27 protein-coding genes are annotated in these 25420 nt (G+C 59.0%); 6 read left to right on the forward strand and 21 right to left on the reverse strand.

What is annotated here, in order from left to right; all coding sequences use genetic code 11:
• The first annotated feature begins 96 nt into the window (after positions 1-96).
• The 4 genes from CK910_RS16730 (at position 97) to rsmF (ending at position 5563) form a co-directional block, all read left to right on the forward strand.
• Positions 97-729 carry a paraquat-inducible protein A gene (locus CK910_RS16730; RefSeq protein ID WP_098984051.1) on the forward strand — a complete coding sequence of 211 codons (633 nt, stop codon included), beginning with the start codon at positions 97-99 and terminating at the stop codon, positions 727-729.
• Positions 707-1315 (forward strand): paraquat-inducible protein A, encoded by a 609-nt coding sequence (locus CK910_RS16735; RefSeq protein ID WP_043134796.1) that lies wholly within the window; start codon positions 707-709, stop codon positions 1313-1315. Before CK910_RS16730 ends, CK910_RS16735 begins: the two co-directional genes overlap by 23 nt.
• Before the next feature lie 133 nt (positions 1316-1448).
• Positions 1449-4001 carry an MlaD family protein gene (locus CK910_RS16740; protein WP_098984052.1) on the forward strand — a complete coding sequence of 851 codons (2553 nt, stop codon included), beginning with the start codon at positions 1449-1451 and terminating at the stop codon, positions 3999-4001.
• A gap of 131 nt (positions 4002-4132) precedes the next feature.
• Entirely contained in the window at positions 4133-5563 is a 1431-nt protein-coding gene (gene rsmF, locus CK910_RS16745; protein ID WP_098985132.1) for a 16S rRNA (cytosine(1407)-C(5))-methyltransferase RsmF, read from the forward strand.
• 212 nt (positions 5564-5775) lie between these two features.
• Here rsmF and CK910_RS16750 read toward each other — a convergent pair whose 3' ends face one another.
• From CK910_RS16750 to CK910_RS16825, 16 genes are all read right to left on the reverse strand, one after another.
• On the reverse strand, positions 5776-6048 hold the full coding sequence (locus CK910_RS16750; protein WP_098984053.1) for a RepB family protein: 273 nt from the start codon (positions 6046-6048) through the stop codon (positions 5776-5778).
• Positions 6049-6217: 169 nt separating this feature from the next.
• Entirely contained in the window at positions 6218-7159 is a 942-nt protein-coding gene (locus CK910_RS16755; protein WP_253852903.1) for a site-specific integrase, read from the reverse strand.
• 375 nt (positions 7160-7534) lie between these two features.
• Positions 7535-8314, reverse strand: coding sequence for a TatD family hydrolase (locus CK910_RS16760; protein WP_098984055.1), 780 nt, complete (start codon positions 8312-8314; stop codon positions 7535-7537).
• A gap of 25 nt (positions 8315-8339) precedes the next feature.
• Positions 8340-9287, reverse strand: a complete 948-nt coding sequence (holB, locus tag CK910_RS16765; RefSeq protein WP_098984056.1) for a DNA polymerase III subunit delta' — start codon at positions 9285-9287, stop codon at positions 8340-8342.
• On the reverse strand, positions 9272-9913 hold the full coding sequence (tmk, locus tag CK910_RS16770; protein WP_098984057.1) for a dTMP kinase: 642 nt from the start codon (positions 9911-9913) through the stop codon (positions 9272-9274). Before tmk ends, holB begins: the two co-directional genes overlap by 16 nt.
• A complete protein-coding gene (gene mltG / locus CK910_RS16775; RefSeq protein WP_043555702.1) occupies positions 9913-10914 on the reverse strand; it encodes an endolytic transglycosylase MltG in 1002 nt (333 codons plus the stop codon). Before mltG ends, tmk begins: the two co-directional genes overlap by 1 nt.
• Positions 10904-11758: an aminodeoxychorismate lyase gene (pabC, locus tag CK910_RS16780; protein ID WP_098984058.1), complete on the reverse strand. Its 855-nt coding sequence runs from the start codon at positions 11756-11758 to the stop codon at positions 10904-10906. The genes mltG and pabC overlap by 11 nt, the downstream gene beginning before the upstream one ends.
• A 20-nt stretch (positions 11759-11778) precedes the next feature.
• Positions 11779-13020: a beta-ketoacyl-ACP synthase II gene (gene fabF, locus CK910_RS16785; protein ID WP_098984059.1), complete on the reverse strand. Its 1242-nt coding sequence runs from the start codon at positions 13018-13020 to the stop codon at positions 11779-11781.
• 81 nt (positions 13021-13101) lie between these two features.
• Positions 13102-13338 (reverse strand): acyl carrier protein, encoded by a 237-nt coding sequence (gene acpP / locus CK910_RS16790; RefSeq protein ID WP_005300909.1) that lies wholly within the window; start codon positions 13336-13338, stop codon positions 13102-13104.
• A gap of 157 nt (positions 13339-13495) precedes the next feature.
• Positions 13496-14230, reverse strand: a complete 735-nt coding sequence (gene fabG, locus CK910_RS16795; protein ID WP_043555697.1) for a 3-oxoacyl-ACP reductase FabG — start codon at positions 14228-14230, stop codon at positions 13496-13498.
• Positions 14231-14243: 13 nt separating this feature from the next.
• A complete protein-coding gene (gene fabD / locus CK910_RS16800; protein WP_042866378.1) occupies positions 14244-15179 on the reverse strand; it encodes an ACP S-malonyltransferase in 936 nt (311 codons plus the stop codon).
• Between the two features lie 72 nt (positions 15180-15251).
• On the reverse strand, positions 15252-16211 hold the full coding sequence (locus tag CK910_RS16805; protein ID WP_042866376.1) for a beta-ketoacyl-ACP synthase III: 960 nt from the start codon (positions 16209-16211) through the stop codon (positions 15252-15254).
• 7 nt (positions 16212-16218) lie between these two features.
• Complete coding sequence (gene plsX, locus CK910_RS16810) at positions 16219-17238, reverse strand: phosphate acyltransferase PlsX (RefSeq protein WP_098984060.1); 1020 nt, start codon at positions 17236-17238, stop codon at positions 16219-16221.
• A gap of 9 nt (positions 17239-17247) precedes the next feature.
• Positions 17248-17415 (reverse strand): 50S ribosomal protein L32, encoded by a 168-nt coding sequence (rpmF, locus tag CK910_RS16815; RefSeq protein WP_005311492.1) that lies wholly within the window; start codon positions 17413-17415, stop codon positions 17248-17250.
• Between the two features lie 19 nt (positions 17416-17434).
• A complete protein-coding gene (yceD, locus tag CK910_RS16820) occupies positions 17435-17956 on the reverse strand; it encodes a 23S rRNA accumulation protein YceD (protein WP_042866373.1) in 522 nt (173 codons plus the stop codon).
• Between the two features lie 742 nt (positions 17957-18698).
• Positions 18699-19097, reverse strand: a complete 399-nt coding sequence (locus tag CK910_RS16825; protein ID WP_098984061.1) for a hypothetical protein — start codon at positions 19095-19097, stop codon at positions 18699-18701.
• Positions 19098-19158: 61 nt separating this feature from the next.
• Here CK910_RS16825 and CK910_RS16830 point away from each other — a divergent pair, with 61 nt between their 5' ends.
• A complete protein-coding gene (locus CK910_RS16830) occupies positions 19159-19464 on the forward strand; it encodes a hypothetical protein (protein ID WP_157774637.1) in 306 nt (101 codons plus the stop codon).
• An 83-nt stretch (positions 19465-19547) separates the two neighbouring features.
• Here CK910_RS16830 and CK910_RS16835 read toward each other — a convergent pair whose 3' ends face one another.
• The 3 genes from CK910_RS16835 to CK910_RS16845 form a co-directional block, all read right to left on the reverse strand.
• On the reverse strand, positions 19548-20213 hold the full coding sequence (locus tag CK910_RS16835; protein ID WP_098984063.1) for an START domain-containing protein: 666 nt from the start codon (positions 20211-20213) through the stop codon (positions 19548-19550).
• 99 nt (positions 20214-20312) lie between these two features.
• A complete protein-coding gene (yidZ, locus tag CK910_RS16840; RefSeq protein WP_043134819.1) occupies positions 20313-21281 on the reverse strand; it encodes an HTH-type transcriptional regulator YidZ in 969 nt (322 codons plus the stop codon).
• A 2-nt stretch (positions 21282-21283) separates the two neighbouring features.
• Positions 21284-22513 (reverse strand): MdtL family multidrug efflux MFS transporter, encoded by a 1230-nt coding sequence (locus CK910_RS16845; protein WP_098984064.1) that lies wholly within the window; start codon positions 22511-22513, stop codon positions 21284-21286.
• A 273-nt stretch (positions 22514-22786) separates the two neighbouring features.
• Here CK910_RS16845 and CK910_RS16850 point away from each other — a divergent pair, with 273 nt between their 5' ends.
• Entirely contained in the window at positions 22787-23368 is a 582-nt protein-coding gene (locus tag CK910_RS16850; protein ID WP_098984065.1) for a Maf family protein, read from the forward strand.
• Positions 23369-23445: 77 nt separating this feature from the next.
• On the opposite strand, the gene CK910_RS16855 is transcribed toward CK910_RS16850, so the two are convergent.
• Positions 23446-24093 (reverse strand): HAD family hydrolase, encoded by a 648-nt coding sequence (locus tag CK910_RS16855; RefSeq protein WP_098984066.1) that lies wholly within the window; start codon positions 24091-24093, stop codon positions 23446-23448.
• A complete protein-coding gene (gene rluC / locus CK910_RS16860) occupies positions 24093-25037 on the reverse strand; it encodes a 23S rRNA pseudouridine(955/2504/2580) synthase RluC (protein ID WP_216640157.1) in 945 nt (314 codons plus the stop codon). Before rluC ends, CK910_RS16855 begins: the two co-directional genes overlap by 1 nt.
• Between the last annotated feature and the right edge of the window lie 383 nt (positions 25038-25420).

Consider the following 25420-nt stretch of genomic DNA (forward strand, 5'->3'; position numbering starts at 1 on the left):
ACGTCAATCATACTTTCGTGGCAGAACGGCGCCAGGCAAGACAGGACGCGGGTTTTAGGGTAAATTTCACCAATTCCTTCAACAGGTTGAATCGTAATGTCGGATCCCAATCCCGTGATCGTCTGCCCGGCTTGCGACTTGCTGATCGAACGCAAGTTATTGCCCATGCGCCGCCACGCTCACTGTCCCCGCTGTCACCAGCATCTGTATGGACGCTACGCCTTTCGCCCCTCCCAGTTGATGGCGCTGACCATCACGGGGTTCCTGCTGCTGCCCTCTGCCTTCTTCGAACCGCTCATCTACCTGCGCCTAGCCGGGGTGAACTCGGATGCGAACCTGCTCAAGGGCATTCTGGTGCTGATGGTCGAGCACGAATTCTGGGTGGCGGGACTGGTGTTCTGGTGCGCCGTGCTGGCGCCTGTGGGTTTGCTGCTGGGGATCTTTGCGCTGGCCTCCGGCCTTGCCAAACGCTGGCACATACTGGCGCCGACCTTGAAGGCCGTGGAGGTGTTTCGTCACTGGGCCATGCTGGAGGTCTACATCGTCAGCTTGCTGGTCGCCCTGTTCAAGCTGATCGACATCGCCGATGTGCGCCTCGGCGGCGGCTTGCTGAGCCTGGGGATCCTGATGCTGCTCAACATGACGCTGCTGATCCTGTTCGATCCCGCCCCCTACTGGGAGCGAGTACCCCTGGAGGAACCGGATCATGTCCCAGACCAGCGCCCGTGAGCTGGGGCTGTGCCGCTGCCACACCTGCGGCCTGCTGGTGCGCTATCGGGCGGGCAGCGTCTGCCCCCGTTGCCACAGCCGGTTGCAGGTGCGCATCCCCCACTCCCTGGCCTGGTCCTGGGGTTTGCTGGCGCTGGCCACCTTCATGTTGCTGCCTGCCAATCTGCTGCCCATCACCCACTTCTACAACAAGGGATTATTGCAGTCCGACACCATCTTCAGCGGTATCATGATGCTCTATCGCAGCAAGATGTCGGGGATCGCCACCATAGTGCTGACCGCCAGCATCATAGTGCCGGTGGGCAAGATTTTGGGGCTGGGCTGGATCTGCTGGCAGCTGCAGCGGAGCAAGCCGGTGCGCCGCAAGCGCCAGCTCATCATGTATCGCATCATCGACTTCATCGGCCGCTGGTCCATGCTGGACTTGTTCGTCATCTCGCTGATGGTGGCCCTGGTGGATCGCGGCGTGCTGCTCAATGTGCGGGCTGGGCCCGGCGCCACGGCATTTGCCGGTGTGGTGGTACTGACCATGATGTCGGCCCGCATGCTGGATACCCGCTTGCTATGGGACAAGGCGGCCCGTTGATGACCTGTTGAACACGCATCCCGCCTGTCCGTGGATGCCCGAATGGTGAATAACCGCCTGCGCTGTCACAAGGCAAAGCGCGGAGGATTATGTATCTGAACTGCTGTTTATCTCAGCCAATTAAGGAGTCGGTATGATCGGGGCTGAACCCGTCATTGAGAAGCGTCGCTGGTTGTCGCCAGTCTGGTTGTTGCCCGTTATCGCCCTCTTGCTGGCGAGTGGCTTCATCTACCAGCAGTTTGCGAGCAGTGGCCAACTTATTCGCATCAACTTTGCCCAGGGCAACGGCATCTTGCCGGGCAAAACCCAGCTGCGCTATCAGGGTGTGGCCATCGGTGTGGTGCAGGAGCTGGAGCTGGCCGCGGACGGTCGCAAGATAGCCGTGCTGGCCAAGATTGACAGCCGGGCCCGGCCGCTGATCCGCAAGGGCTCCGACTTCTGGCTGGTGAGCCCCAAGGCCTCGCTCACCGAGATCTCAGGCCTGGATACCCTGGTCTCCGGCAACTACATCAACCTGCAACCCGGTCGGGACAACAACCCGCTGGAAGAGGAGTTCGACGCACTGGACGGCCCTCCCCCCGGCTATCAGGCACAGGGGCGCATGCTGCACCTGACCGCCGATTCGCTGGGATCGGTCGGCATCGGCGCCAAGCTCTATTTTCGCGGCATCGAGGTGGGCAGCGTCATCAACACCCGCCTCGGCCAGGACAACCAGAACGTTATCCTGGATCTGGTGATCGAGCCGCGTTTTGAACACCTCATCAAGGCCGACACCCGCTTCTGGAACATCAGCGGCATCAAGGGCTCCTTCAGCCTGGCCGGGGTCAATGTGGAAGCCGGCAGCCTCACCTCCATACTGAGCGGCGGCATAGCGTTTGACTCTCCCCAAGCCTCCCCCGAGCCGGAGAAAGGCCAGACCTTTGTCCTCTACAAGGGGCTGGCCGAAGCGGCCCGTGGCGAGCGGATCGACATAGTGGCTGGTGATCTGCCCATCAAGGAGGGGATGCCCATCCTCTATGAAGGGATCGAAATCGGCCGGGTTGACCCCATTCGTCTGACCGACAAGGGTCGGGTGGTGACGGCGCTGATCAACCCTGAACAGGCATTTAGGATCACCGGCAACAGCCGCCTCGTCTGGGAGACTGTCTCCCTCGGTGCGGCCGGTCTCAAGCATGCGGATCGCCTGCTGGCCGGCCCGGCCATTCGCCTCGACTACGTGGAAGGCGACAGGGTCAAGGCCATGACACTGAGCAGCAAGGATCAGGTCAGTGGCACCTGGGTCACTCTGCAGGCCGACGATCTGGCGGGGCTCAATGAAGGGGCGCCGCTCTGGTACAAGGGGCTGCAGGTCGGCCAGATCAGCCAGCTGACCCTGGATGCCAGGGGCAATGCCAGCGTCGCCCTGGTGGTCAACAGCCAGTATCAGCATCTGCTGGCACGGGCCCGTTTCTATCGGGCGGCGCCGCTGCAGATCGATGCCGATCTCAGCGGCATCAAGGTGGAGACAAGCCCGGCCAGCGCCTGGATCGGCGGCGGTATCAAGCTGGTGCAGGCGGCGAGTGGTGAGCGGATCAACCGTCTCTACCCGAGTCAGGAGCTGGCTCTGCTCGGCACCCGGGACGCCAAGCCCCAGCGCTGGTTGTTGAAAGCCGAACAGGCCGATGGCATCGGCATCGGCTCCCCCGTGCTCTATCTGGGGCTTGAGGCTGGCAAGGTCAAGCAGCTGCGCGCCGCCAAGGAAGGGGTCGAGATCGAGCTCGAAATTGACGGCGTCTATGCCCCTCTACTTTCACAGCTGCCGCAGTTCTGGAAAAAACCGGCGCTGGATACCCGAGTGCGGGTCGATGGTGTGCAGGTGAAGGTGGGCAATCTGGCCACCCTGCTGCGCGGCGCCATCGAGTTTGATCGGCTCGGCACCGGCCGCAGCAGTCACCAGCTGTTTGACAGCAAGGAGCAGGCCAAGGCGAAAGTGCGCAGCCTCTCCCTGGTAGCCGACAGCAACCCGGGTCTGGGCCTCGGCAGCCCGATCCGCTATCGCGGGGTCGACATCGGCAAGATTGAGCAGATCGAGCTGGAACCGTCGCTGGGTCAGGTGATCTTCAAGGCTGAGCTGGATGGGCAGTATGCCGAGCGATTCCTGCAATCCGGCGCCCGCTTCACCCTGGTGCAGGCCAAGCTGGGGCTGGGCGGCGTCGCCCACCTCGACACCCTGATCAAGGGGGCCTTCGTGGAGGCTCAGCCAGGTCAGGGAGCCGGCAAGGATCGCTTCCCTTTGAGTCAGAGTGGCCCGGTTGGCCTGGCCTTGACCCTCAAGAGCCCCTCGGTCAATGGCCTGAGTGTCGGCAGCCCCTTGCTATTTCGCAAGATGGTGGTGGGCAGCGTGACCAAGGTGGCGCTGGCGCGCGATGGCAGCGAGGTGCTGATCGAGGTGAATGTCGACAAGGAATATGCCCATCTGGTGCGGGCCAACACCCGCTTCTGGAATGTCTCCGGGGTCAAGGCCGACATAGGCCTGACCGGCGGCACCATAGAGGTGGAAACAGTGCAGAGCCTGCTGGCGGGCGGCATCGCCTTCAATACCCCGGAGCGGGAGATGGGCTCGACCGTCAAGGCCGGCCACAGCTACCCGCTGTATGGCAAGGCGGAGAAGGAGTGGCAGGAGTGGAGTCCTCGCATCCAGCCCTGATCTTCTCACTTGTTTCAAGCCCGGCCCTGTGCCGGGCTTGTTCATTTTCCCCCTTGCTCATTGCCCGTTAAGAATATTCCTGGCCGTGTGATAAGATGTCGCCCCTCTTTTTGGGTCAGCGAGACGGCACAGTGCACGACAATACCTACCTTCCCGATCACTTCTTGCACCATATTGCGGCCATCATGCCGGCGCATCTCACCATGGATGCGTTCGTGGCCAGCTGCCGGCGCCCACTGCGCCGCAGCATACGGGTCAATACCCTGAAGATTTCGGTGCCCGCATTTGTCGAACAGATGCAACCGCAGGGCTGGCAGCTTGAGCCCGTACCCTGGTGCGAGACCGGCTTCTGGCTGAGTCGCAGCGACGAGAGCGTGCCCCTTGGCAATACCGCGGAACACCTGAGTGGCCTCTTCTATATCCAGGAAGCGAGTTCCATGCTGCCGGTGACGGCGCTATTTGCCAGCGCTCAGGTCAAGCGGGATGGCATGCTGCTGGACGCCGCCGCCGCCCCCGGCTCCAAGACTACCCAGATCGCGGCCTTGATGAACAACCAGGGCATGCTGGTTGCCAACGAATATTCCAGCAGCCGGCTCAAGGTGCTCAGCGCCAACATTCAGCGCTGCGGCGTGACCAATGTGGGCATGACCCACTTCGATGCCAAGGTATTTGGCCAGTGGTTGCCGGAGACCTTCGACGCCATACTGCTCGACGCCCCCTGCTCCGGCGAGGGGACGGTACGCAAGGATGAAGACGCCCTGCGCAACTGGAGCATCGAGAGCATCGATGAGATTGCGGCTGTGCAGCAAGGACTGTTGGAGAGCGCCTTTCATGCCCTGAAGCCCGGTGGCGTGCTGGTCTACTCCACTTGCACCCTGAGCGAGCAGGAGAACCAGGCGGTCTGTCAGTCCCTGCTGGACAAGTTCGGCGATGCCCTGAGCGTTGACTCGCTGGCCGACCTGTTCCCCCACGCGGAGCAGGCCTGTACGCCCGAAGGATATCTGCATGTTTGGCCCCAGATCTTCGACAGTGAGGGCTTTTTCGTCGCCAGATTGCGCAAACATCACTCTGTGCCCAACACCATGTTCAAGCCGGGTAAACTCGGCAAGTTCCCCTTCTCGCCACTACCTGTCAAAGAGGCCGAGCCCATGTTGCGCGAGATTGAAGCCAACTTTGGCGTGGCCCCCCTGGGTCAGCTGTTTGGTCGCAATGACGAGATCTGGCTGTTCCCTCACCTGTTTGGGCAGGTGCAGGGCAAGCTGCGGTTCGATCGCATCGGCATCAAGCTGGCGGAGACTTTCAAGAAGGGTTATCGCCTCACCCATGAGTGGGCGCTGGCCTATGGCGACAAGGCCACGCTCGGGGTTATCGAACTCGACAGCGCCAATGCACGGGAGTTCATGATGGGGCGGGATGTCTGGCCAGCGCAGGAAGCTGGCTCGGGCGAGGTGATCGTTCGTTATCAGGGTCATACCCTGGGCATGGGGAAATGGGTTGGCAGCCGGGTCAAGAATGCCCTGCCCCGCGAGCTGGTGCGCGACAACAATCTGTTCGGCGCCTGAGTGCGTGATGACTCGCGTCTGATCGAGTCTTGAAAACCCACACTCGGGTTGAACTTTTGCTCGGATCTTGAAAAGCCTTGAGCCTTGTCTAAGCTTAAGGCTATCCGAACACCAGTTAGCGCACGGCTCTGCAAGGAGCCAATTCCCCTATGCCAGGTACAAGGAATTCGTACCTGGCTTTTTTTATGTCCGCACGTTCAGTTTCCCGCCTCTCACTCGAGTGCCTCAGCCATCTCTTGCTCAACCTGGGGTTGGGATGACAGCTCATGTTGATAGAGCAGATCGATCGCCTGCTCGATGAGCGAAGCCTGACTGTCTTCGAGGTGCAACCCCAACGCCTGCAGCCGCTCTGCGTGACGATTGCTGATCCAGCACTGCAACCGGCTGTGGGTTTCCTGTTTGCGCTTCACATGTTGGCGTTGCCGCTCGGCATTGTTGTACGGGGCCGCCTCTTGGGCCTCATTCACGTTTATTTCCTGGCTCATATGACCTTGCAATGTTCTTCTTTAACGTTTGTTATCTCTAACCTATGGCGCCTTGTTGCCTGAATAAGAGGATTCTCCCCTCCCATCGAGCACCTTGGCAAAGCGCGACAAATATATCATCAGATCAACAAGATGCAATTTAACATAAAAAATGCAGTGACGCGGAGTGTCATAACAAGCCATCCAGTGCGTGATCGGAGAACTTGTGGGCGTCGTCGAAATACTCCTGCAGGGTACGCATGTCCTTGTGACGAGTCACCTCGATGATCTTGTTCATGGGTTTGCCGGCGGTGACGGCCGAGGTGATAAATCCCCGTCGCAGGCTGTGGCCACTGACATAGAGATCGTTGATGGCCTGGCCGGTACGCCGTTTGATCATCAGGTTTATCCCCTGGGGACCGAGGGGCTCCGACATAAGCTGACCCCAGCGGTTCATGCGACGAAACAGCGCCCCCTCGCCGATCCGGCTTTTTTTAAGCCAGGTGTGCAGCGCCGAGACGGGACAATATTGCTTGCCGGGTATGAGGGCTATCTCGGTTTCATGGAGCTGATGCTTGCTCGGCTTGAGTCGAAGCCGGATCCCCTGCCCCACAAAATCGAGGTCGCTGACCTCGATTCTGGCCGCCTCCGAGCGGCGCAGAGCCCCACTGAACATCAACAGCAGCAGGGTGTGATCCCGCAAACCGGCCAGACTGGAAGTATCGATTTCATCGAGTACCCTGGCCAAGGGTTGCAGGGTCAGCGCCCCAGTCTTGCGCTTGCGGTTATCGCCAAGGCGCACTATGCCGCGCATCATCTCCTTGATTTCGGCATGTTCGGTCGGCATGGGATGGATGCCCTTCTGCTTGAAGGCGTAGCGGATCCCGGCCAATCGCCTCACCAGAGTCGCGGGTTTGCGCGGCTCGCCGTTGCGCAGTTCCCCCTTGCCCTCTTCCTTGTCCAGCCATACCCAGTCCGCCAATATGCCATCGGCCTGATCTGCCAGAAAGTTCATGATGTCGTGATGGGTGGTTTGCAGTGGATCCAGCCCATGCAGCTGGCACCAGAACACGAAGATACGGGTGTCAGCCTGATAGGCATTGAGGGTTGAATCCGCCTTGGCACTGCGCAAGAAGCGTCTCGCCCGGCTATTGAGCTGAGGATCGAACACAGTCTGCAATGACTGATGAGCGGAGGGGGCAAGGGTCGGATAAGCCACGTAAGTCTATGATTCAATATGAAGTTTGGGAGGATCTTACAGGATCCTTCATATACATCAAGTATCGATAATGAATATTATCGATACTTATAGAGACCTTGACTAACCCCTTTGAACCTCGATGCTCACCTGCAGCAACAGCATCTTTAGTAGGCCGGTTTATCCGCGATGTCATTATCCTGACATTCTATAACAGTGAGAGATAACAGGTGGCATAGGCAATGCTGACGAGGGTAAGTATGCGGGTGATTTGAAATAAAGAGGCCCCGTTATCCGGGGCCTCTTCTTCTATTTTTTTGCCAACTTGAACAGTTCGAAGAAGTTGCGGCTTGTCGCTTCCGCCAGCTCGGCCAGCGGGATCTGGCGAAGGTCGGCAACAAATTGGGCAACATCGCGTACGAAGGCGGGTTCGTTCTCCCTCCCCCGATGAGGAACGGGGGCAAGATAGGGAGAGTCCGTTTCGACCAGCAAGCGCGCCAGCGGCAGCGCCTTGACCACGGCTTGCAGCGCGGACGCATTCTTGAAGGTCGCTATGCCGGAAATGGAAATATAAAAGCCCATCTCCATGGCGGCTTGGGCCATCTCCAGGGATTCGGTGAAACAGTGCAACACACCACCCACCTGGTCGGCGCCCTCTTCACGCATGATCTGCAGGGTATCTTGCTGGGCATCACGGGTGTGTATGATCAGCGGCTTGTTCAAGGCGCGGGCGACCCGGATGTGTTCGCGGAAGGAGGCTTGCTGCACCTCCTTGTTTTCCGGCGAGTAGAAGTAGTCGAGCCCGGTTTCCCCTATGGCCACCACTCTTTCATCACGAGCCTGCGTCAGCAACAGCTCGGCATCGACACCGGGTTCCTGATTGAGTGGATGCACACCACAGGAAGCAAACACCTGGGGATAAGGAGCGATCGCAGCCAACATGGTCGGGAACTGTGTCTGGGTGACGCTCACACACAGAAAGTATCCCACGTCCTGCTGCGCGGCCTTGGCCAGCACATCGGCCATGTCGGTCTGCTTGCTACCATAGCTGAGGCGATCGAGGTGGCAATGGGAATCAACGAGTAACATAAAGAACCTTTGCGTCTTGTCAGTGTTATAACCAGCGGCTGAGCCAGTTCATCAGATGAATGGTGGGATTGGAGAGCTGGCCAGGTTGGCAGGCAGCCTTGAGCGCCACGAGCTGCTGCTCCGCCTCCAGCAATTTTTCGCTGGAGTTGCCTTCGGCCAACTGCTGGCTGAGGGCCGCCAGATCCGGCATCGCCAGCTGATGATGACCACAGCCGGCCTGAGTCTTGAGTGCATCGCACAAGAACAGCTGCAACCAATGCAGTCTGACCTGGGTTTCATCCGCCAGCTGGTTGCAGACATGGGTGGCCCGGGTCGGGGTCTGTGACAGGGAGACGAAACTCTCCAGCAATTCCCGACGTTTGCCGTCCTGCTGCTCGTCGATGTAGCGCAGCACCCGCAGCGGGGCCCCCTGACAGATCCGCACCTGGGCCAATGTGGCCTGATGACCCTGCTCGGCCAACCAGCGAACCGTCTCCCCTTCCGTCGGCAACTGGCAGACGTGCTTGTGGCAGCGACTCAAAATGGTGGGCAACAGACGGGAAACCTGGGAGGCGATCAGCAACAAGAGACTGTCGCCGGCCGGCTCCTCCAGGGTTTTCAGCAAGGCGTTGGCGGCGGACTCCGTCATGCGCTCCGCATCCGGGATGATCACCACCTTGCCACGGCCGAGCTGGGCCGAGTTCTGCAAGCGAGCACAGATCTCGCGAATGGCCTCGACCCCTATGGTCTTGCTGTCAGCAGGCAGGGTGCCGAGATCCGGGTGATGACCCTTGTCAAACAGTTGGCAGGAGTGGCACTGGCCACAGGGCTCTCCGCGATCCGGTTGCTGGCAGAGGTGCAAGCGCGCCAATCGTTCTGCAAGCTGCTCCTTGCCAAGACCGGGATCGCCGAGCAGCAGCCAGGCATGGCCAAGCCGACCGGCCTGGGCCGTCTGGCTCAAGGCATGCCAGTCCGGGATCAACCAGGGATACATGAGGGATCATCTTTCAGGTAGTGGGCCAATACTTTCTCGATGGCCGCTTTGACCTGATCCGGGGTTTGGCCGGCATCGATCACCTTGATTGACTCATCGGCGGCGGCCAATTCCAGATAGCGCTGGCGGGTACGTTCGAAGAAGCTGAGCTGCTCCAGCTCGATCCTGTCCAGCTCGCCGCGATGACGGGCACGCTGCAAACCAAGGGCAGGATCGATATCGAGATAGAGGGTGAGATCCGGCTTGAAGTCACCGAGCACCGCCCGCTTGATGGCGCCGATGAGCCCAGCATCTATGCCACGCCCGCCGCCCTGATAGGCTTGGGAGGAGAGATCGTGACGATCCCCCACCACCCAGCGACCCTCAGCCAGTGCCGGTTTGATCCGGGTTTCGACCAGCTGCACCCGGGAGGCATACATCAGCAGCAACTCGGCTTCTATGGTGAGGCGCTCGTCGTGCACCTCTTTGACGATGGCGCGCATCCGCTCGGCCAGCGGGGTTCCCCCGGGCTCACGGGTGCATTCGATCTGGTCTATGCCGTGGCGTTGCAGATAATCGGTGACATAACGCACCGCGGAGCTCTTCCCTGCCCCTTCCAGTCCTTCAATCACAATAAATTTAGACATTAGGGCTTCTTCAATATGTATTCGCGAACCGCCCGATTGTGTTCATCGAGGGTCTTGGAGAAATAGTGGGCACCGCCCCCCTTGGCGACAAAATAGAGATAGTCGGTCGACTTGGGGTTGAGCGCCGCTTCGATGGAGGCCTTGCCCGGCATGGCGATGGGCGTGGGCGGCAGGCCGTCGATCACATAGGTGTTGTACGGATTCACGTCCGTCAGATCGCTGCGGCGGATATTGCCATCGTAACGATCCTTGACCCCGTAGATGACGGTGGGATCTGTCTGCAGCTTCATGCCAAGGCGCAGGCGGTTGACGAACACGGAGGCGATCTGCGCCCGCTCGTCTGGCTGACCCGTCTCTTTCTCGATGATGGAGGCCATGATCAGCGCCTCATAAGGGGTCTTGTAGGGCAGATTGGCCTGGCGATTGTCCCAGCTCTGTTGCAGGAAAGCCCTCATGTCCTGATAGGCACGACGCAGGATCGAGATGTCACTGGCATGGGTGGTATAGGCGTAAGTTTCCGGCAGGAACCAGCCCTCCAGCTTGCCATTGTCGATGCCAAGCTCCTGGGCCAGGTCGGCTTCAGATTGCTCCACTGTCAGCCGTTCCAGATAGGGCGCGCCGGAGAGCTGCTTCAGCCAATCCTCGAAACGGGAACCCTCGACGAAGGTGAGGCTGAAGTGAAACTCCTTGCCGGAGGCAAACAGGGAGAGGGTCTCCTTGAGTGGCGCCCCTTCCTTGATTTCATAGGTGCCAGACTTGATGGCAACTAGCTCGGGATGGCCTCGCAGCCAGAGTCGCACCGCCCAGGGGCTGGACTCCCCCTCCCCCAGCTCGGCGATCAGGCGCGCCGCGTGGGCTCCCTTCTCGACGGTAAAGAGGCGCGTCGGCCCCTTGTTGGTGAGCGTCTCCACCTGCTGCCATTTGTAATGTACATAGCCCCCGGCCACGGCAACTGTCAGTGCCGCGCCCGCGAGCAGGGTGTAAAGCCGATTAAACTTCAATGACCAAACGCTCCTGTAAACGGCGGATCAATACCGGGCTGGGATACTGGGTATCCCCGATGCCGCTCACCGGCACTATGCCCATCAGGGTATTGGTCAGCCATACCTCTTCGGCCTGCCACAGTGACTCCAACGGAGCCTCCACGACACGCAGTTCAATACTCATCTGTTTTAGCATCCCCATCACGTGTCGCCGCATGATGCCATCAATACCGCAGTGAGAAAGATCCGGTGTAAACACCGTCTTGCCACGGCGCCAAAACAGATTGGCACTGACACCTTCTACCAGAAATCCGCGACTGTTCAAGACTATACCTTCGACTCCCGAACGCGCCGCAAGTTCGCTTTTCAGCAACACCTGCTCCAGCCGGTTCAGGGTCTTGAGTCCGGCCAGCATGGGAGCGTCACCGAGCCGTTGCTGACAAACCAGCAGTGGAATGCCGTTTTGCTGCCAGCCCTGATAGTGGCTCGGGTAATCGGCCAGGGAGACGATCCGGGTCGGCGTCTGGCAGTCGCTGCCGTCATAGCCTCGGCCACCTGTGCCACGGGTCAGCATCACCTTGGCGACAGCCCGCGTCTGGCCGGCGGCAAGCTGCGCCACCTCGCGGGTCAGGGTTGACCAGTCCATCTCGGCAAACCCGAGTCTGGCACTGGCCTGCTGCAGGCGCGCCAGATGGGCCAGCCACCAGACAACCTGACCATGCTTGATCAGCATGGTGGTGAAATGACCATCTCCATAGGCCAGCCCACGATCCCTGGCGGACACAGCATCTGTCTGCATTCCATTGATAAGCAAAAGGATCCCTCCGATAAAAAAGGCCCGATACTGACGTATCGGGCCCATACTGTCCGCCCTGGGGCGAATTATACGCGTTTGAAGATCAGTGAGCCATTGGTGCCACCAAAACCGAAGGAATTGGAGAGGGCATACTCAAAGTGACCGGCCTTGGCCACGTGAGGCACCAGATCCAGACCACACTCTTCATCCGGGTTGTCCAGATTGATGGTGGGCGGTGCCATCTGATCACGCAGCGCCAGCACTGTGATGATGGCTTCGATCGCACCAGCCGCACCCAGCAGATGGCCGGTCATGGACTTGGTAGAGCTGATCATCAGGGCGCTGGCATGCTCGCCAAACACCTGCTTCATGCCGCGCAGCTCGGCCACATCCCCTAGCGGGGTGGAGGTGCCGTGAGCATTGATGTAACCAATCTGCTCGGGGGCAATGCCGGCATCCTTGATGGCGTTCTTCATGGCGCGCGCGCCACCGTTGCCGTCAGCGGGCGGTGCCGTCATGTGATAGGCATCGCCACTCATGCCAAAGCCAACCAGCTCGGCATAGATCTTGGCGCCGCGGGCCCTGGCGTGTTCGTACTCTTCCAGTACCAGCACACCGGCGCCATCACCCAGCACGAAACCGTCGCGATCCTTGTCCCACGGACGGCTTGCCTTTTGCGGCTCATCGTTGCGGGTAGAGAGCGCCTTGGCCGCCGCGAAACCGCCCATCCCCATCGGGGTGGAGGCTTTCTCGGTACCACCGGCCACCATCACGTCCGCATCACCGTAGGCGATCATGCGGCCGGCCATGCCGATGGCATGGGTACCCGTGGTACAGGCTGTGGTCACGGCTATGTTGGGGCCTTGCAGTCCCTTCATGATGGAGAGATGACCGGACACCATATTGATGATGGTGGACGGTACGAAGAAGGGGCTCAGCTTGCGCGGGCCACCGTTGATCAGGCTGCTGTGGTTCTGTTCGATCAGACCCAGACCGCCGATGCCGGAACCTATGGCCACGCCAACCCGTTCTGCGTTCTCTTCGTTGATCACCAGACCCGAGTCATCCAGTGCCTGGATCCCCGCCGCCACGCCGTACTGGATGAAGGGATCCATCTTGCGGGCTTCTTTGCGGTTGATGCCGTACTGTTCGGGATCAAACTCTTTGACCTGGCCTGCGAAACGGGTCGCAAACTCGCTGGCATCAAAGTGTTCGATGGGAGAAATGCCGCTCTGCCCGTTGAGCAGGGCTTGCCAGCTGGATTCGGCAGTGTTGCCCACCGGGGAAAGCATCCCCAGGCCGGTCACCACGACTCTGCGTTTTGACACTGAGCTAGTCTCCGAGAGCTATTTTGAAAGGGGTAAACATAAAAGAAGCGGCCCTTGGGCCGCTTCTTTCAGAACAGGAACTTATTCCTGATTAGCGGTGATGTAATCGATAGCCGCTTGAACAGTGGTGATCTTCTCGGCTTCTTCATCAGGAATTTCGGTATCGAATTCTTCTTCCAGCGCCATTACCAGTTCAACGGTATCCAAAGAGTCAGCGCCCAGGTCGTCGACGAAGGAGGCAGCGTTTTTAACGTCTTCCTCTTTAACACCCAGTTGTTCGATGATGATTTTCTTTACGCGTTCTTCGATGTTGCTCATGACCTGAATTTTCCTTTAAAAATACGCTATTGCGTCTGGTTGGGGTAGTTTATTCAATTGACGTGAGTTTGCAAGTAGCTTGCCGCTGGTCAAACCACGAAATTCGCCAAACTTCGGCGTACTATCGCAAATTTGAACAGATCTCACGACAAATTGATTACACCATGTACATCCCGCCATTAACATGCAGGGTTTCGCCAGTGATATAGGCGGCGTCATCAGACGCCAAGAATACCACAGCTGCGGCAATTTCTTTTGGATCGCCCAAACGGGCGGCAGGCACCTGATTCATGATGCCGGCACGTTGATCGTCATTCAGGGCACGGGTCATGTCGGTCTCGATGAAACCGGGCGCAACCGCATTCACTGTGATACCACGGGATGCCACTTCCCGTGCCAACGATTTGGTAAAGCCAACCAGACCCGCCTTGGCGGCGGCATAGTTGACCTGGCCCGCATTGCCCATGGTACCGACCACTGAGCCTATGCTGATGATCCGGCCATGACGCTTCTTCATCATGGCACGCAATACCGGCTTGCTCAGACGGTACAGTGAGGTGAGATTGGTGTCGATGATTTCATTCCACTCATCATCTTTCATTCGCATCAACAGGTTGTCGCGGGTAATGCCGGCATTGTTGATGAGGATGTCGATCTCGCCAAAGCGTGCCTTGATGGCTGCAAAGACAGTTTCGATGGATTCCGGACTGGTCACGTTCAGTGCCATGCCGCAACCCTGCTCACCCAGATAGGCGCTGATCGCCTCTGCGCCGCTCTCGCTGGTCGCAGTGCCGACGACTTTTGCGCCACGGGCCGCAAATGTTTCGGCAATCGCACGGCCGATGCCACGACTGGCACCTGTCACCAATACAACCTTATCGGTAAAACTCATGATCTGCTCCTGTTTACTTGGACTGGGCCAGCGCCAGCTCGAATGAGGCGGCATCGTTGGCGTGAATGCCTTCCACGCGCTTGTCGATGCGCTTGGCCAGCCCGGTCAATACCTTGCCCGGCCCCATCTCGATCTCGAGGGTGACACCCTCATTGGCCATCCGCTCCACCGTCTCGGACCAACGGACCGGACTGAACAGCTGACGCACCAGGGCCTGCTTGATGGCGGCCGGATCCTGTTCACAGGACACGTCGACATTATTGATGACTGCGATGGTTGGAACCTTGATCTCGATCCCGTCCAGCGCAGCCGCCAGTTTTTCTGCCGCCGGTTTCATCAGGGCGCAGTGGGAAGGTACGGAGACCGGCAACGGCAGCGCACGCTTGGCACCAGACTCTTTCATCAAGACGTTGGCGCGCTCAACCGCTTCCTTGTGACCGGCGATCACCACCTGGCCAGGGGAGTTGAAGTTGACCGGGGACACGACCTGACCTTGCGCCGCTTTTTCGCAGTTGGCGGCGATGGCCTCGTTGTCCAGACCTATGATGGCGGCCATGGCACCTGTGCCTTCCGGTACCGCTTCCTGCATGGCCAGACCACGCAGTTCAACCAGTTTGACCGCGTCGCCAAAGGCCAGGGCACCGCTGCACACCAGGGCGGAATATTCCCCCAGGCTGTGACCGGCCATGACGGCGGGGGTTGCCCCACCCTGCTGTTGCCACAAACGCCACAGAGCGACGGAGGCTGTCAGCAGCGCCGGCTGGGTACGCCAGGTCTTGTTCAGATCTTCAACCGGACCATCCATGACCAGGGCAAACAGGTCATAACCCAGCACCTGGCTCGCCTCGGCGAAGGTTTCCTTGATCACGGCGTGCTGCTCGGCCAGCTCGGCCAGCATGCCGACGGTTTGGGAGCCTTGTCCCGGGAAGGCAATGGCAAATTGGGTCATCATTGATTCCTTTAAGGTAAGACGAAAACGAAATCGGTCGCGGGATGGTGCAGGACCCCATCCCGCTGAAGATCAGAGGCGAACCAGCGCCGAGCCCCAGGCAAAACCACCGCCGAAGGCCTCCAGCAGCACCAGCTGACCCGGTTTGATCCGGCCGTCGCGCACCCCTTCATCGAAGGCGATGGGCACGGAGGCGGCAGAGGTGTTGCCGTGCTTGTCGAGGGTCAGCACCACCTTGTCGAGGCTCATGCCGAGCTTCTTGGCGGTCGCGCTGATGATGCGGAAGTTGGCCTGGTGCGGCACCAGCCAGTCGAGCTCGCTCGGCTCGACACCGGCAGCGGCCAGGGTTTCGGTCACCAGCTCGCTCAGACGGGTTACCGCCACCTTGAACACATCGTTGCCCTTCATATACATGTAGGCTTCGAGCTCGGCTCCCGGCATGCCACGACGGGGTTGCGGCAGCTTGAGCAGATCGCCATAACGGCCATCGGCATGGAGGTGGGTCGACAGTATCCCTGGCGTCTCGCTGGCACCAATCACCACGGCGCCGGCACCATCCCCGAAAATGATGATGGTGCCGCGATCTTGCGGATCGCACATGCGGGAGAGCACATCGGCACCAACGACCAGCACATGGCGGGCGGCGCCGGACTTGACGAACTGATCGGCGATGGAGAGTGCGTAGGTGAAACCGGCGCAGGCGGCCGCCACATCAAAGGCGGGGATGCCGGGCACGCCGAGCAGCCCCTGCAACTCGCAAGCGGCGGCCGGGAAGGCGTTCTCGGCGCTGGTGGTGGCCAGCACTATCATGTCGAGATCGGCCGCGGTCAGACCCGCAGCATCCAGGGCGCGCAGGGCGGCCTGGTGAGACAAGGTGGCGACGGTTTCGTCGGCACCGGCAATACGGCGTTCACGGATCCCGGTACGTTCCACGATCCACTCATCACTGGTTTCAACCATTTGCTCGAGATCGGCGTTGGTACGCACTGAACTCGGCAGATAACTGCCAGTACCCAGAATTTTGCTATGCATAGAGTTCTTATAGATCCCTGTCGGAAAAGACAGATTCAAGGCGATCTGCTATTTGCAATGGAAGTTGATGCTTGGCCTCTTGTGCGGCCAGCAGGATCGCATTACACAGAGCGCGCCGTTCGGCCCGCCCATGGCTTTTTACCACAATGCCGCGCAATCCTAACAGACTTGCGCCGTTATACTGGTCGGGGTTCAGGTAAGAAAAACGTCGTTTGAACATAAATCCGGCGATACGGCCAAGAAAACTGCGTTTCTTGCGGGGATATCCGGCCAGCTGGGCCATCATCCGTACCACACCTTCCGCCGTCTTGAGGGCAACGTTGCCGACAAAACCGTCGCAGACAATCACGTCGCACTCGCCGCTGAAGATGCGATCCCCCTCGACGAAGCCGACGAAATTGAGCGCGCTGCACTGACGCAGCAGCTCTGCGCTGTGACGCACCAGATCGTTGCCCTTGATCTCCTCCTCCCCCACGTTGAGCAAGGCGACCCGGGGAAAGGCGATGCCTTCCACCTTCTCGGCCACCACTGAGCCCATCACCGCAAATTGCAGCAGGGTATCGGCATCGCAGCTCACGTTCGCCCCCAGATCCAGCATCACGGTACGCTTGCCGCCCAAGGTCGGCAGCGCCTTGATGAGCGCGGGTCTGTCGACGCCGGGCAGGGATTTGAGCACGCACTTGGCCATGGCCATCAGGGCACCGGTATTGCCGGCACTGACGCAGGCATCGGCCTCACCGGCTTTCACCAGATTGAGCACAACCCGCATGGAGGAGTCTTTCAGGGTACGCAGCGCCACGATCGGCTTGTCGCCCATGCCAACCACCTGGGATGCATGCACGAAACGAACGCGAGGATGAGTCAGCAAGCCATGTTGCTGCAACAAGGAGGTAGTCTGGTGCTGATCACCGACCAGGATCAGTTTTAACTGGGGCAAAAGAGACAGTGCCTGCACGGCGGCAGGCACTGTTTCCGAGGGGCCAATATCTCCCCCCATTATGTCTAGCGCGACAGTTTGCGTAGACAAAGGCAATCCTTAAGCGATTACCTTTTTACCGCGGTAGAAACCATCGGCAGTCACGTGGTGACGACGATGAATTTCACCACTGGTCTGATCAACAGTCAGAGCTGCACTGGTCAGCGCATCGTGTGAACGACGCATGCCACGCTTGGCACGGGTTTTACGGTTCTGTTGTACGGCCATTGTAGGCTAACTCCTAGATTCACTTACGTTTAAGCTCTTCAAGAACTGCAAAGGGATTCGGCCGCTCATCAGCAGGTTCGATATCACCCCAAGTCATCTCCATGTTACCACGCGGGCAAGCATCCATCGGATGCATCGCCACCTGAGGCAACGAGAGGATGAGTTCATCCTCCAGGATTTGATGAAGATCTATCTCGCCGTTTTCGTCCAACTCAATGGGCTCATAAGCTTCCGGCAGTTCTTCCTCGTTTGTTTTTTCAAACAGCGGAGTGTAGATAAAATCAGCTTCACAAAGGTGTTCGAATGTATCTCCACAACGCTGGCAAACCAGGTCAACCTTGGCATGGGCAGTGCCTTTCATAACGGTCAACTTCTGGACATCTTTGCCAAAGTGCAGTGATACATCGACATCACTCTGCAAGCCTGCGGTTGATGCCTCCAGCCTGGGCATCTGCGACTTTTCCACTATCCCGACATAGTCGAGCAGCTTCAAGGCATTACGGACTGGATCAACCTTAACGGGCAACTTCACCTTTTGCATAGGGCGCGAATATTATAGGTCCAACAACTGATAGTCAAAGGAAAAAGTCCTTACCGCCGATGATTTTAACCATACAAGTCCCTGAGATGCCGGGACTTGTTCTCATCGGTGGCTGATTATGCCATAAACCTGAGGATCCTACACAGGATCCTGCCTGCATTCGGCACATATCGAGTGTGCCGCGGTCTCGCTGACCTTGTCTCTGCTGCCCCCTCAAGAGTGCGTAATCCGAAGTCTTGTCGTCATATGACCGCCACATGCTCCCACTCCCTTTCATTCGCCGCGGCAATCCGCAGGCAATGTCTGCTGACCACTGGCCATGTTTGTCTGGCGGCAGCGTTCAGCGTGAAAGCCAACTCAGCTATCTCACTCCAACCCCCTGCGATCGACCGAGGCACCGATGTGACTGCGAGAGGATGTCGGTTCACAGATGCTTTTCATGCCAAGTCATGACCGTTTTTCATTCACGTCCCCTGTAGTTACCAGCAGGCTCTTATATCCAGCCACCGATTAACGATATTGAGCCTTCTGAAAATAAGGGCGTTATCACGGTCAGCAAGGGCAGAGTCAATATTTGGTGAAGATGGAATAGAAGTAACTCCCTCATATGACTGCGATGGGGAATATTTTATATCAACTGTTCTGATTACATGTCATGGCTGACGCCAGGACATTATCGGGAACCTCCACCCTAGATTAAATACGCCAGCAGTGCTGGCGCATGACATGTCATCGATACCCATCACTGTGTATAACAAGAGTGGGTTTCAAGGTTCATGAATGACGTTTTACTCGCATCCAGCAGAACCGGGGCACAATGGGCATAACCTATTGCCCCATCGGTGGCGCGCAGGGTACTGATATAGGTCCCCCGAGGATAAGATATAAAGGTGGAGCTTCCCGCAGGAACATCTCTGGTGTCATAAATGCCCTCTCCTATGATTTCAATATAGGCACTGGCACGGGAACTCTGATTCATCAGCGTCAGACTCACAAAGTCTCTTGGCGTCTGCGCAGCCGCGGCACTGAGCGCATCCATCGCCGCCGGAGCGGCCGCAGGCTGCGCCTCATCAGCCGCCACGCCGCCCATAGTGCCCAGTGACAAGCACAGCAGGGCCGCAAATATAGGTAATTTTTTCATGATATATCCTTATATGGTCAGATGGTGACTAGCACGGCAAGAAAGATCCTGTTTCTTGAGGGTGGCTATATTAGCCTCCTTGCCATTGGCTCTTCATTCGTTTGTAACGGATGGAGATATTGGTGCCAGAAATGACGATAAGGTAAAAAAGGTGTTAAAACCTGAACTGGAAATTAACGAGAATGATTTATTAATGCGTGATATTCCCGCCCCGGTCAAAACAACTGACAAAGACTTGTCTGACACAATGCAGATAAAGATGGGGAATGAAAGAAGTATGATAAATATCATGAGGTTGGCGCTATATACCGTTTTTCATGACCTAGATATGAGCGACACACTATTTACCCTGATGGTCTGGCAGTGAAAGACACATGCAAGATTATTGATAAGGATAATATTTAAAAACGCCCCGGCTTAAGCCGGGAGAATACCCATCAAGGGCAAACCTCAAGGAAGAACCTGGCATGAATGCCACTTGTCAGCAGAGTGTTGCCGCGCACAAGCGCAAGGTTGGGGTGGCACGGCTTCCATCAGCCGGCGAATGGCTCGAAAGCTGTCCAGCGCCGCTTGGGCGGCAATCGGATTGACGAGCCAGCTCGGCAGGCTGTCGCCCGGGTTGGTGTAGGTTTCAAGACGCACCAGGGTGGTGCCGTTCAGTTGTGGCAATGCCTCCCAGCGCCCTTCACTGGCCCGGATCCGCACTCGCCCCGGATGGGGTGGCAGTGCATCGGGCGCCGCCCATACCGTCAGTTGCAGGCTGCAATCGGCATTGCGCCGCAGGCGGGAATGAGTGATCAGCTCTCGCTCCTGCACCGGCCAGGGTGCCGACAAGCGGGTATATACCAGATCTTCATCGGGCGCCGGCTTTGCCAGCACGCGCACCTCCAGGCTCTGGGGCAGCCACTCCTGATGACGGGCGGTATCGCGCAGCACGGCCAGCAAGGCGGATGGGGGCGCAGCTACGTTCATTTCCAGGCGCAGGGCCAGAAATGTCCCCGGTGGGTGGGCGCGGGTCCATAACAAGATGCCGGCCTCCCCCGTCTGCAGTTGCCACCCTTGTCCCCATGCCGGCAAACAGAGCAGCCACAGCAGCCATATTCCATGTCTCGTCATCTGATGCCCTCGCCTGATCCTGCTTATGCTTATAGCCGCTTTTCGGCTGGCAGGGCGGTCTGTCTGCTGGCGGGCCGACATGTCCCGAGCAGATGGTGGCTAGCCGGGCTCCCCCATGTGTTCGTGATAGAGCCGCTTTATCTCGTCTCGCAGCCAGAGCACCTTGGTGTTGTAGTTGTTGCGCTTGTGCCAGAGCAGGATAAAGGCGATGTCGAGCTGGCGATACAGCGTTTCTTCCAGCGGCAGTGGCAAGGAGATCAGATTGTCGTGATGCAAGCTGGCATAGCTGGCGCAATAGGACGGCACGACCGCTATCAGCTCGTGGGCGGATTGGGCGGCAATGTGCAGCGCCTGCTCGAAGCTGGAGACCCGGATCGGCACCCGCCGGCTGAGTCCCTCATCATCGAGCAGGCTGTCGAGCGCCCAGGCATCGCTGGCCTCCCACACCACGCTCACATGGGGGTAGGCGAGAAAATTGTCCAGGCTCCACTTGCGGGCCAGCAGGGGGTGATCCTTGCGCAGAAACACCACGGGTCTGTCTTCGAACAACACCTCGTGATCGATGTAATAAGGCAGGCGGTTGACCCGGGCCAAGGAGCTGGGGTGCGTCTCGCGAGCACAGAAACCGAGATCGGCATCGCCATTGATGATGTCGCTGAGGGAGTGGTGATCCCAATTCATCACCTTGATGGTCGACTTGCGGTATTTCTCGTAGATGACCATGGGCAGGCTGTTGAGAAAGCTGATGTAAAAAGGGGACTCCAGCACCAGTCTGAAAGCGGCCCCTTCCGGAATCGCGTTGCCGCAGAGGGAGGCTATGTTGCCCGACAGCTGAAACCACTCCTTGAGCTCCTCTTCCAGACTCAGCGACAGATTGGTGGGCTCCAGTCCCCGCTGCGTACGGATAAAGAGCGGATCGTCAAACCAGTCGCGCAGGCGAGCCAGCGCCTTGCTGACCGTCGGCGCAGTGACATTGAGCCGCTTGGCCGCCTTGGTCGCGCTGCGCTCTTGCAACAGCAGCCTGAAGACCACCAACAGATTGAGATCGAGTTCGACCAGGGGGCGCATGATCAGATTTTCTCCACGGACTGGGGATCGCAGGGCACCTGGTCGGCCACAGGCCCCATGATGCGAAAGGCGAGATAGAGTAGCACGGCGAGGAGGAGCGAATAAGCCAGCAACAGGAGGGGCGCCAGACCAAGCCAGCCCATCAGCCAGATATAGAGCGCCGAGCTGGCTATCTGAATGATGCACAGAGTCGCACTGGCCAGGGCGATCTGGTGCTCGCAACTGGCGAGGGCCTCGCCCATCGCGATGCCGAAGCTGGCGGAAAAACCGATGCAAACGAAGGCAAAGCCAAGACGGATCAGCCAGAGCGCCCACAACGGCGAGGAACCATCATGGGCCAGCGCCATCAACAGTGCCTCCTGCCGGGAGGCCAGCAGCAACAAGAGTGCCACCCCCAGGGCGCCGTGGGCCCAGGCCAGCACCCTCTCCTTGCCCCACCGGCGGATCAGCACGGGATTGAGAAAAGAGGCGATCATGCTGATCGCGGCCATCGCCATCATGATCTCGGCGTAACCTGCGGTATCCAGCCCCATCCCCGTCATCAATATCATGGGTGAGGTACTGACATAGGTCAGGATGCAGGTCATGCCGGTACTGGTCAGGCCGCACATCCACAGATACTGTCTCGTGCGCAAAAATCCAAGGCGTTCGGCAGTATGGGAAACGGTCTGTCTCCCCTCCCCTGGGCGGGTTTCCCGCAGCCAGAGCAGGGTCACCAGCGCCACCACGGCGCCAAGCAGGGCCATGGCCTGGAAGATCGCAGGCCAGTCGAAGCGGGCCAGGATCAGATAACCGAGCAGCGGCGCCAGCACGGGGATCACGCAGATGACGCCGTTGATCATCGACAGGACAGCCGCCAGCCTGGCCGGCGCCAGCACATCCCGCAGCACGGTAAAGGTCATGATATAGAGGGTGCCGGCCCCTATCCCCTGACCGATGCGACCCAGCAGGAATGCCGTGATCGAGTCGGCGCCGCCGGCAGCCAGCGAGGCCAGCACAAAGATGAGGGCGCCCCCCAGGATCACCGGCTTGCGGCCATATCGGTCGGCCAGCAGCCCGCCTGCCAGCACGGTAGCGGCCATGCCAAACAGATAGGCTGAAAACGCGGTATGCAACTGCGCCGCACTGGCCTCCAGCGCGACCCCGATCTGGGGGAGCGCGACCAGATAGAGATCTATGCCCACCGGGTAGAGGGTGATCATCAAGAAACAGCAGACAAGGTAGGGACGCATGACAACTCCAGCAGCAGGGGACTGTCGCCCACCCAGGGCATGACAGTCGGATAAGCCTGCCACTATAGGGAAGAGGCCGATGAATGAGTCGATAGCGACACTTTCCAATCTGGAAACCGGTGACAATCGCACGCCCTTCGCACTGCGGCCATACAGAATGAACCCTGTGATACCAGCAGATCATGCCAAATACGAAAATCCCATCCGGTATTTGCCCGGCTCACGGCGCGGCGATACCATCGGCGCCTGACCGCATCGAACCAGGACATCACAATGCCAACACAGCTGATCCTCGCCTCCACTTCCCGTTATCGCAAAGCCCTGCTGGAAAAACTCGCGCTTCCTTTTGAATGCGCGGCCCCCGAGGTGGATGAATCTCCCCTGCCCGGCGAATCGGCCGAGGTGCTGGTGGCACGGCTGGCCCTTGCCAAGGCAAGCGCCATTGCCGACCGGTTTGATCAGGGGCTGATCATAGGGTCCGATCAGGTGTGTGTCTGCGACGGCCAGATCCTGGGCAAGCCGGGCACTGTGGAAAAAGCAGTGGCACAACTGATGGCCGCGCAAGGCCGCAGCGTCACCTTCTATACCGGCCTGTGCGTGCTGGATGCCGCCAGCGGCCGGGCCGAGCAGCTGGTGGAGCCTTTCACCGTGCACTTCCGCACCCTGGATGAGGCCGCCCTTCGCCGCTATGTCGAGGCTGAGCTGCCCCTCGACTGTGCGGGTAGTTTCAAATGTGAAGGTATGGGGATAGTGCTGTTCAAGGGGCTGGAGGGGCGCGATCCCAACGCCCTGATCGGCCTGCCGCTAATCGGCCTGATCGAGCTGCTGGCGCGCCATGGCCTCGCTCTGCCCTGACGGGAGCGACATGCCAGCAATGAAAAACGGGAGCCAAGGCTCCCGTTTTGTCATCTCTTATCAGACATGTAGCAAGGCTAACCCAGTAACCGCTTGAGCTCATCCATGGTATCGACAACGGCAAGCGGATCATGTGCCTGCAACCTGTGCTTGTCGTGCACGCCCCAGCTCACCCCGATCCGCGGCATGGCCAGCGCCTCTGCCATCGCCATGTCGTGGATGGAGTCGCCAATCATCACCGCCTGGTGCGCAGCAAAGCCCAGCTCATCCAGAATTTGCGTCAGCATCAGGGGATCGGGTTTGGAGTTGGCCTCGTCCGCACCACGGGTGGCGGCAAACAGCGGCCGCAGTCCGGTATCATCCAGCACCCGATCCAGGCCGCGGCGCGACTTGCCGGTGGCCACCGCCAGCGCTATCCCCTGCCCGTGCCAGTGGTGCAGCAGCTCGCTCGCCCCGACAAACAGCGGGCTGGGCGTGCCGTCATGCACATAATGGTGACGATAGCGGGCGATCAGGGCGTTGGCCTGCTCACCACCCGGCGCCAGCGAAAACAGCTGTGGAATGCCGACCTCCAGGCTGAGCCCTATGATCTGATGCGTCTCTATCGCAGCGGGCACTGGCTCGCCACAATCGCGAGCCGCCCCCGCGACGCAGGCGACAATCCGGCCCACCGAGTCCATCAGGGTACCGTCCCAGTCGAAAATGGCGAGTCGGACCGCCTTCATCAGCGAGCCAGCTTGTTCAGGAAGTTGTCGAGTTCGGGCGCGAGCGGGGCTTCCACCTGCATCTCGCGACCGTCGACCGGATGGGTAAAGCTCAGCTTCCAGGCATGCAAAAACAGCCGTTTCAGCCCTTGGCTGCGCATTTTCTCGTCAAAGGCCGCTTCCCCATACTTGTCATCACAGGCGATGGGATGACCGGCATGCTGGGTATGCACCCGGATCTGGTGGGTACGGCCGGTGATCGGGCTGCACTCGACCAGGGTGGCCTCGGCAAATTGACGGGCGATGCGGAAACGGGTTTCCGATGGCTTGCCGTCACTGCTGACCCGCACCACACGTTCACCGGATTGCAGATCGTTCTTGCGCAGCGGCGCATTGACCACCTTGACGTGGGGCTGCCATTGGCCGCGCACCAGCGCCAGATACTGTTTGCGCATGGTCTTGACTCGCAGTTGCTCGTGCAGGCTGCGCAGGGCGCTGCGCTTCTTGGCAACCAGCAGTACGCCTGAGGTATCGCGATCCAGCCTGTGTACCAGCTCCAGGAAGCGGGCATCTGGGCGCAGGGCACGCAGCCCCTCGATGACACCGAAACTCAAGCCACTGCCGCCATGCACGGCCATGCCGGACGGTTTGTTGAGCACTATCATGGCGTCGTCTTCAAACAGGATCTGGCTCTCCAGACGCTGGATGCTGCCGAGGTTGGCCGAGGGCAGTTCGTTTTTCTCGGCAACCCGCACGGGAGGAACCCGCACCTCGTCGCCTGGGCAAAGTTTGTATTCCGGTTTGATGCGCTTTTTGTTGACGCGCACTTCCCCTTTTCGAAGGATGCGATAAATCAGGCTCTTGGGGACGCCCTTTAGCTGAGTCTTGAGAAAATTGTCGATGCGCTGCCCTTCATGCTCAGCTTCGATGGTGAGCAGCTGCACTTGTTGTTGTATCTGTGTCATGGCGCGGATTTTAACACTGCCGGCGGTCATTGGCTGCATGCTTTGTTGAAAAATGGCGCCTTGCTATAAAAGTGGTTTAAATGGGATAATAAACAAGGTTTTGTCATTGTGTTCAAGCCTTGTACTAAGTGGCCAAAATTTATGCCACCCAATCCCGAAACACCGTGTATATAAGAACATGACGGTTCCCGGGTGCGAGGTACAGCGCATGGAGAACACAAACAGAACCGATTATTTGTCTCCACACCGGCATCCTTAATTCATGCCTTCTCGAGAAGGCCGAACCAGAGCGCCCTTAGTTTGCGCCTCATGCATACCCCAACCGGGAGGTTGCCCAAGTATGCTGAAGACCCGAGGCCGGCGCCGGCAGGATCCTGTGGAGG

It is taken from the genome of Aeromonas sp. CA23 (assembly GCF_002587065.1).
GTDB lineage: Bacteria > Pseudomonadota > Gammaproteobacteria > Enterobacterales > Aeromonadaceae > Aeromonas > Aeromonas bestiarum.

Excerpts from the sequence above, each read along its gene's own strand:
- CK910_RS16730 (WP_098984051.1), top strand. The coding sequence starts at position 97 with ATGTCGGATCCCAATCCCGTGATCGTCTGCCCGGCTTGCGACTTGCTG.
- CK910_RS16735 (WP_043134796.1), top strand. The coding sequence starts at position 707 with ATGTCCCAGACCAGCGCCCGTGAGCTGGGGCTGTGCCGCTGCCACACC.
- CK910_RS16740 (WP_098984052.1), top strand. The coding sequence starts at position 1,449 with ATGATCGGGGCTGAACCCGTCATTGAGAAGCGTCGCTGGTTGTCGCCA.
- CK910_RS16750 (WP_098984053.1), bottom strand. The coding sequence starts at position 6,048 with ATGAGCCAGGAAATAAACGTGAATGAGGCCCAAGAGGCGGCCCCGTAC.
- CK910_RS16760 (WP_098984055.1), bottom strand. The coding sequence starts at position 8,314 with ATGTTACTCGTTGATTCCCATTGCCACCTCGATCGCCTCAGCTATGGT.
- holB (WP_098984056.1), bottom strand. The coding sequence starts at position 9,287 with ATGTATCCCTGGTTGATCCCGGACTGGCATGCCTTGAGCCAGACGGCC.
- tmk (WP_098984057.1), bottom strand. The coding sequence starts at position 9,913 with ATGTCTAAATTTATTGTGATTGAAGGACTGGAAGGGGCAGGGAAGAGC.
- pabC (WP_098984058.1), bottom strand. The coding sequence starts at position 11,758 with ATGGGCCCGATACGTCAGTATCGGGCCTTTTTTATCGGAGGGATCCTT.
- acpP (WP_005300909.1), bottom strand. The coding sequence starts at position 13,338 with ATGAGCAACATCGAAGAACGCGTAAAGAAAATCATCATCGAACAACTG.
- fabG (WP_043555697.1), bottom strand. The coding sequence starts at position 14,230 with ATGAGTTTTACCGATAAGGTTGTATTGGTGACAGGTGCCAGTCGTGGC.
- fabD (WP_042866378.1), bottom strand. The coding sequence starts at position 15,179 with ATGACCCAATTTGCCATTGCCTTCCCGGGACAAGGCTCCCAAACCGTC.
- CK910_RS16805 (WP_042866376.1), bottom strand. The coding sequence starts at position 16,211 with ATGCATAGCAAAATTCTGGGTACTGGCAGTTATCTGCCGAGTTCAGTG.
- rpmF (WP_005311492.1), bottom strand. The coding sequence starts at position 17,415 with ATGGCCGTACAACAGAACCGTAAAACCCGTGCCAAGCGTGGCATGCGT.
- yceD (WP_042866373.1), bottom strand. The coding sequence starts at position 17,956 with ATGCAAAAGGTGAAGTTGCCCGTTAAGGTTGATCCAGTCCGTAATGCC.
- CK910_RS16825 (WP_098984061.1), bottom strand. The coding sequence starts at position 19,097 with ATGAAAAAATTACCTATATTTGCGGCCCTGCTGTGCTTGTCACTGGGC.
- CK910_RS16835 (WP_098984063.1), bottom strand. The coding sequence starts at position 20,213 with ATGACGAGACATGGAATATGGCTGCTGTGGCTGCTCTGTTTGCCGGCA.
- yidZ (WP_043134819.1), bottom strand. The coding sequence starts at position 21,281 with ATGCGCCCCCTGGTCGAACTCGATCTCAATCTGTTGGTGGTCTTCAGG.
- CK910_RS16845 (WP_098984064.1), bottom strand. The coding sequence starts at position 22,513 with ATGCGTCCCTACCTTGTCTGCTGTTTCTTGATGATCACCCTCTACCCG.
- CK910_RS16850 (WP_098984065.1), top strand. The coding sequence starts at position 22,787 with ATGCCAACACAGCTGATCCTCGCCTCCACTTCCCGTTATCGCAAAGCC.
- CK910_RS16855 (WP_098984066.1), bottom strand. The coding sequence starts at position 24,093 with ATGAAGGCGGTCCGACTCGCCATTTTCGACTGGGACGGTACCCTGATG.
- rluC (WP_216640157.1), bottom strand. The coding sequence starts at position 25,037 with ATGACACAGATACAACAACAAGTGCAGCTGCTCACCATCGAAGCTGAG.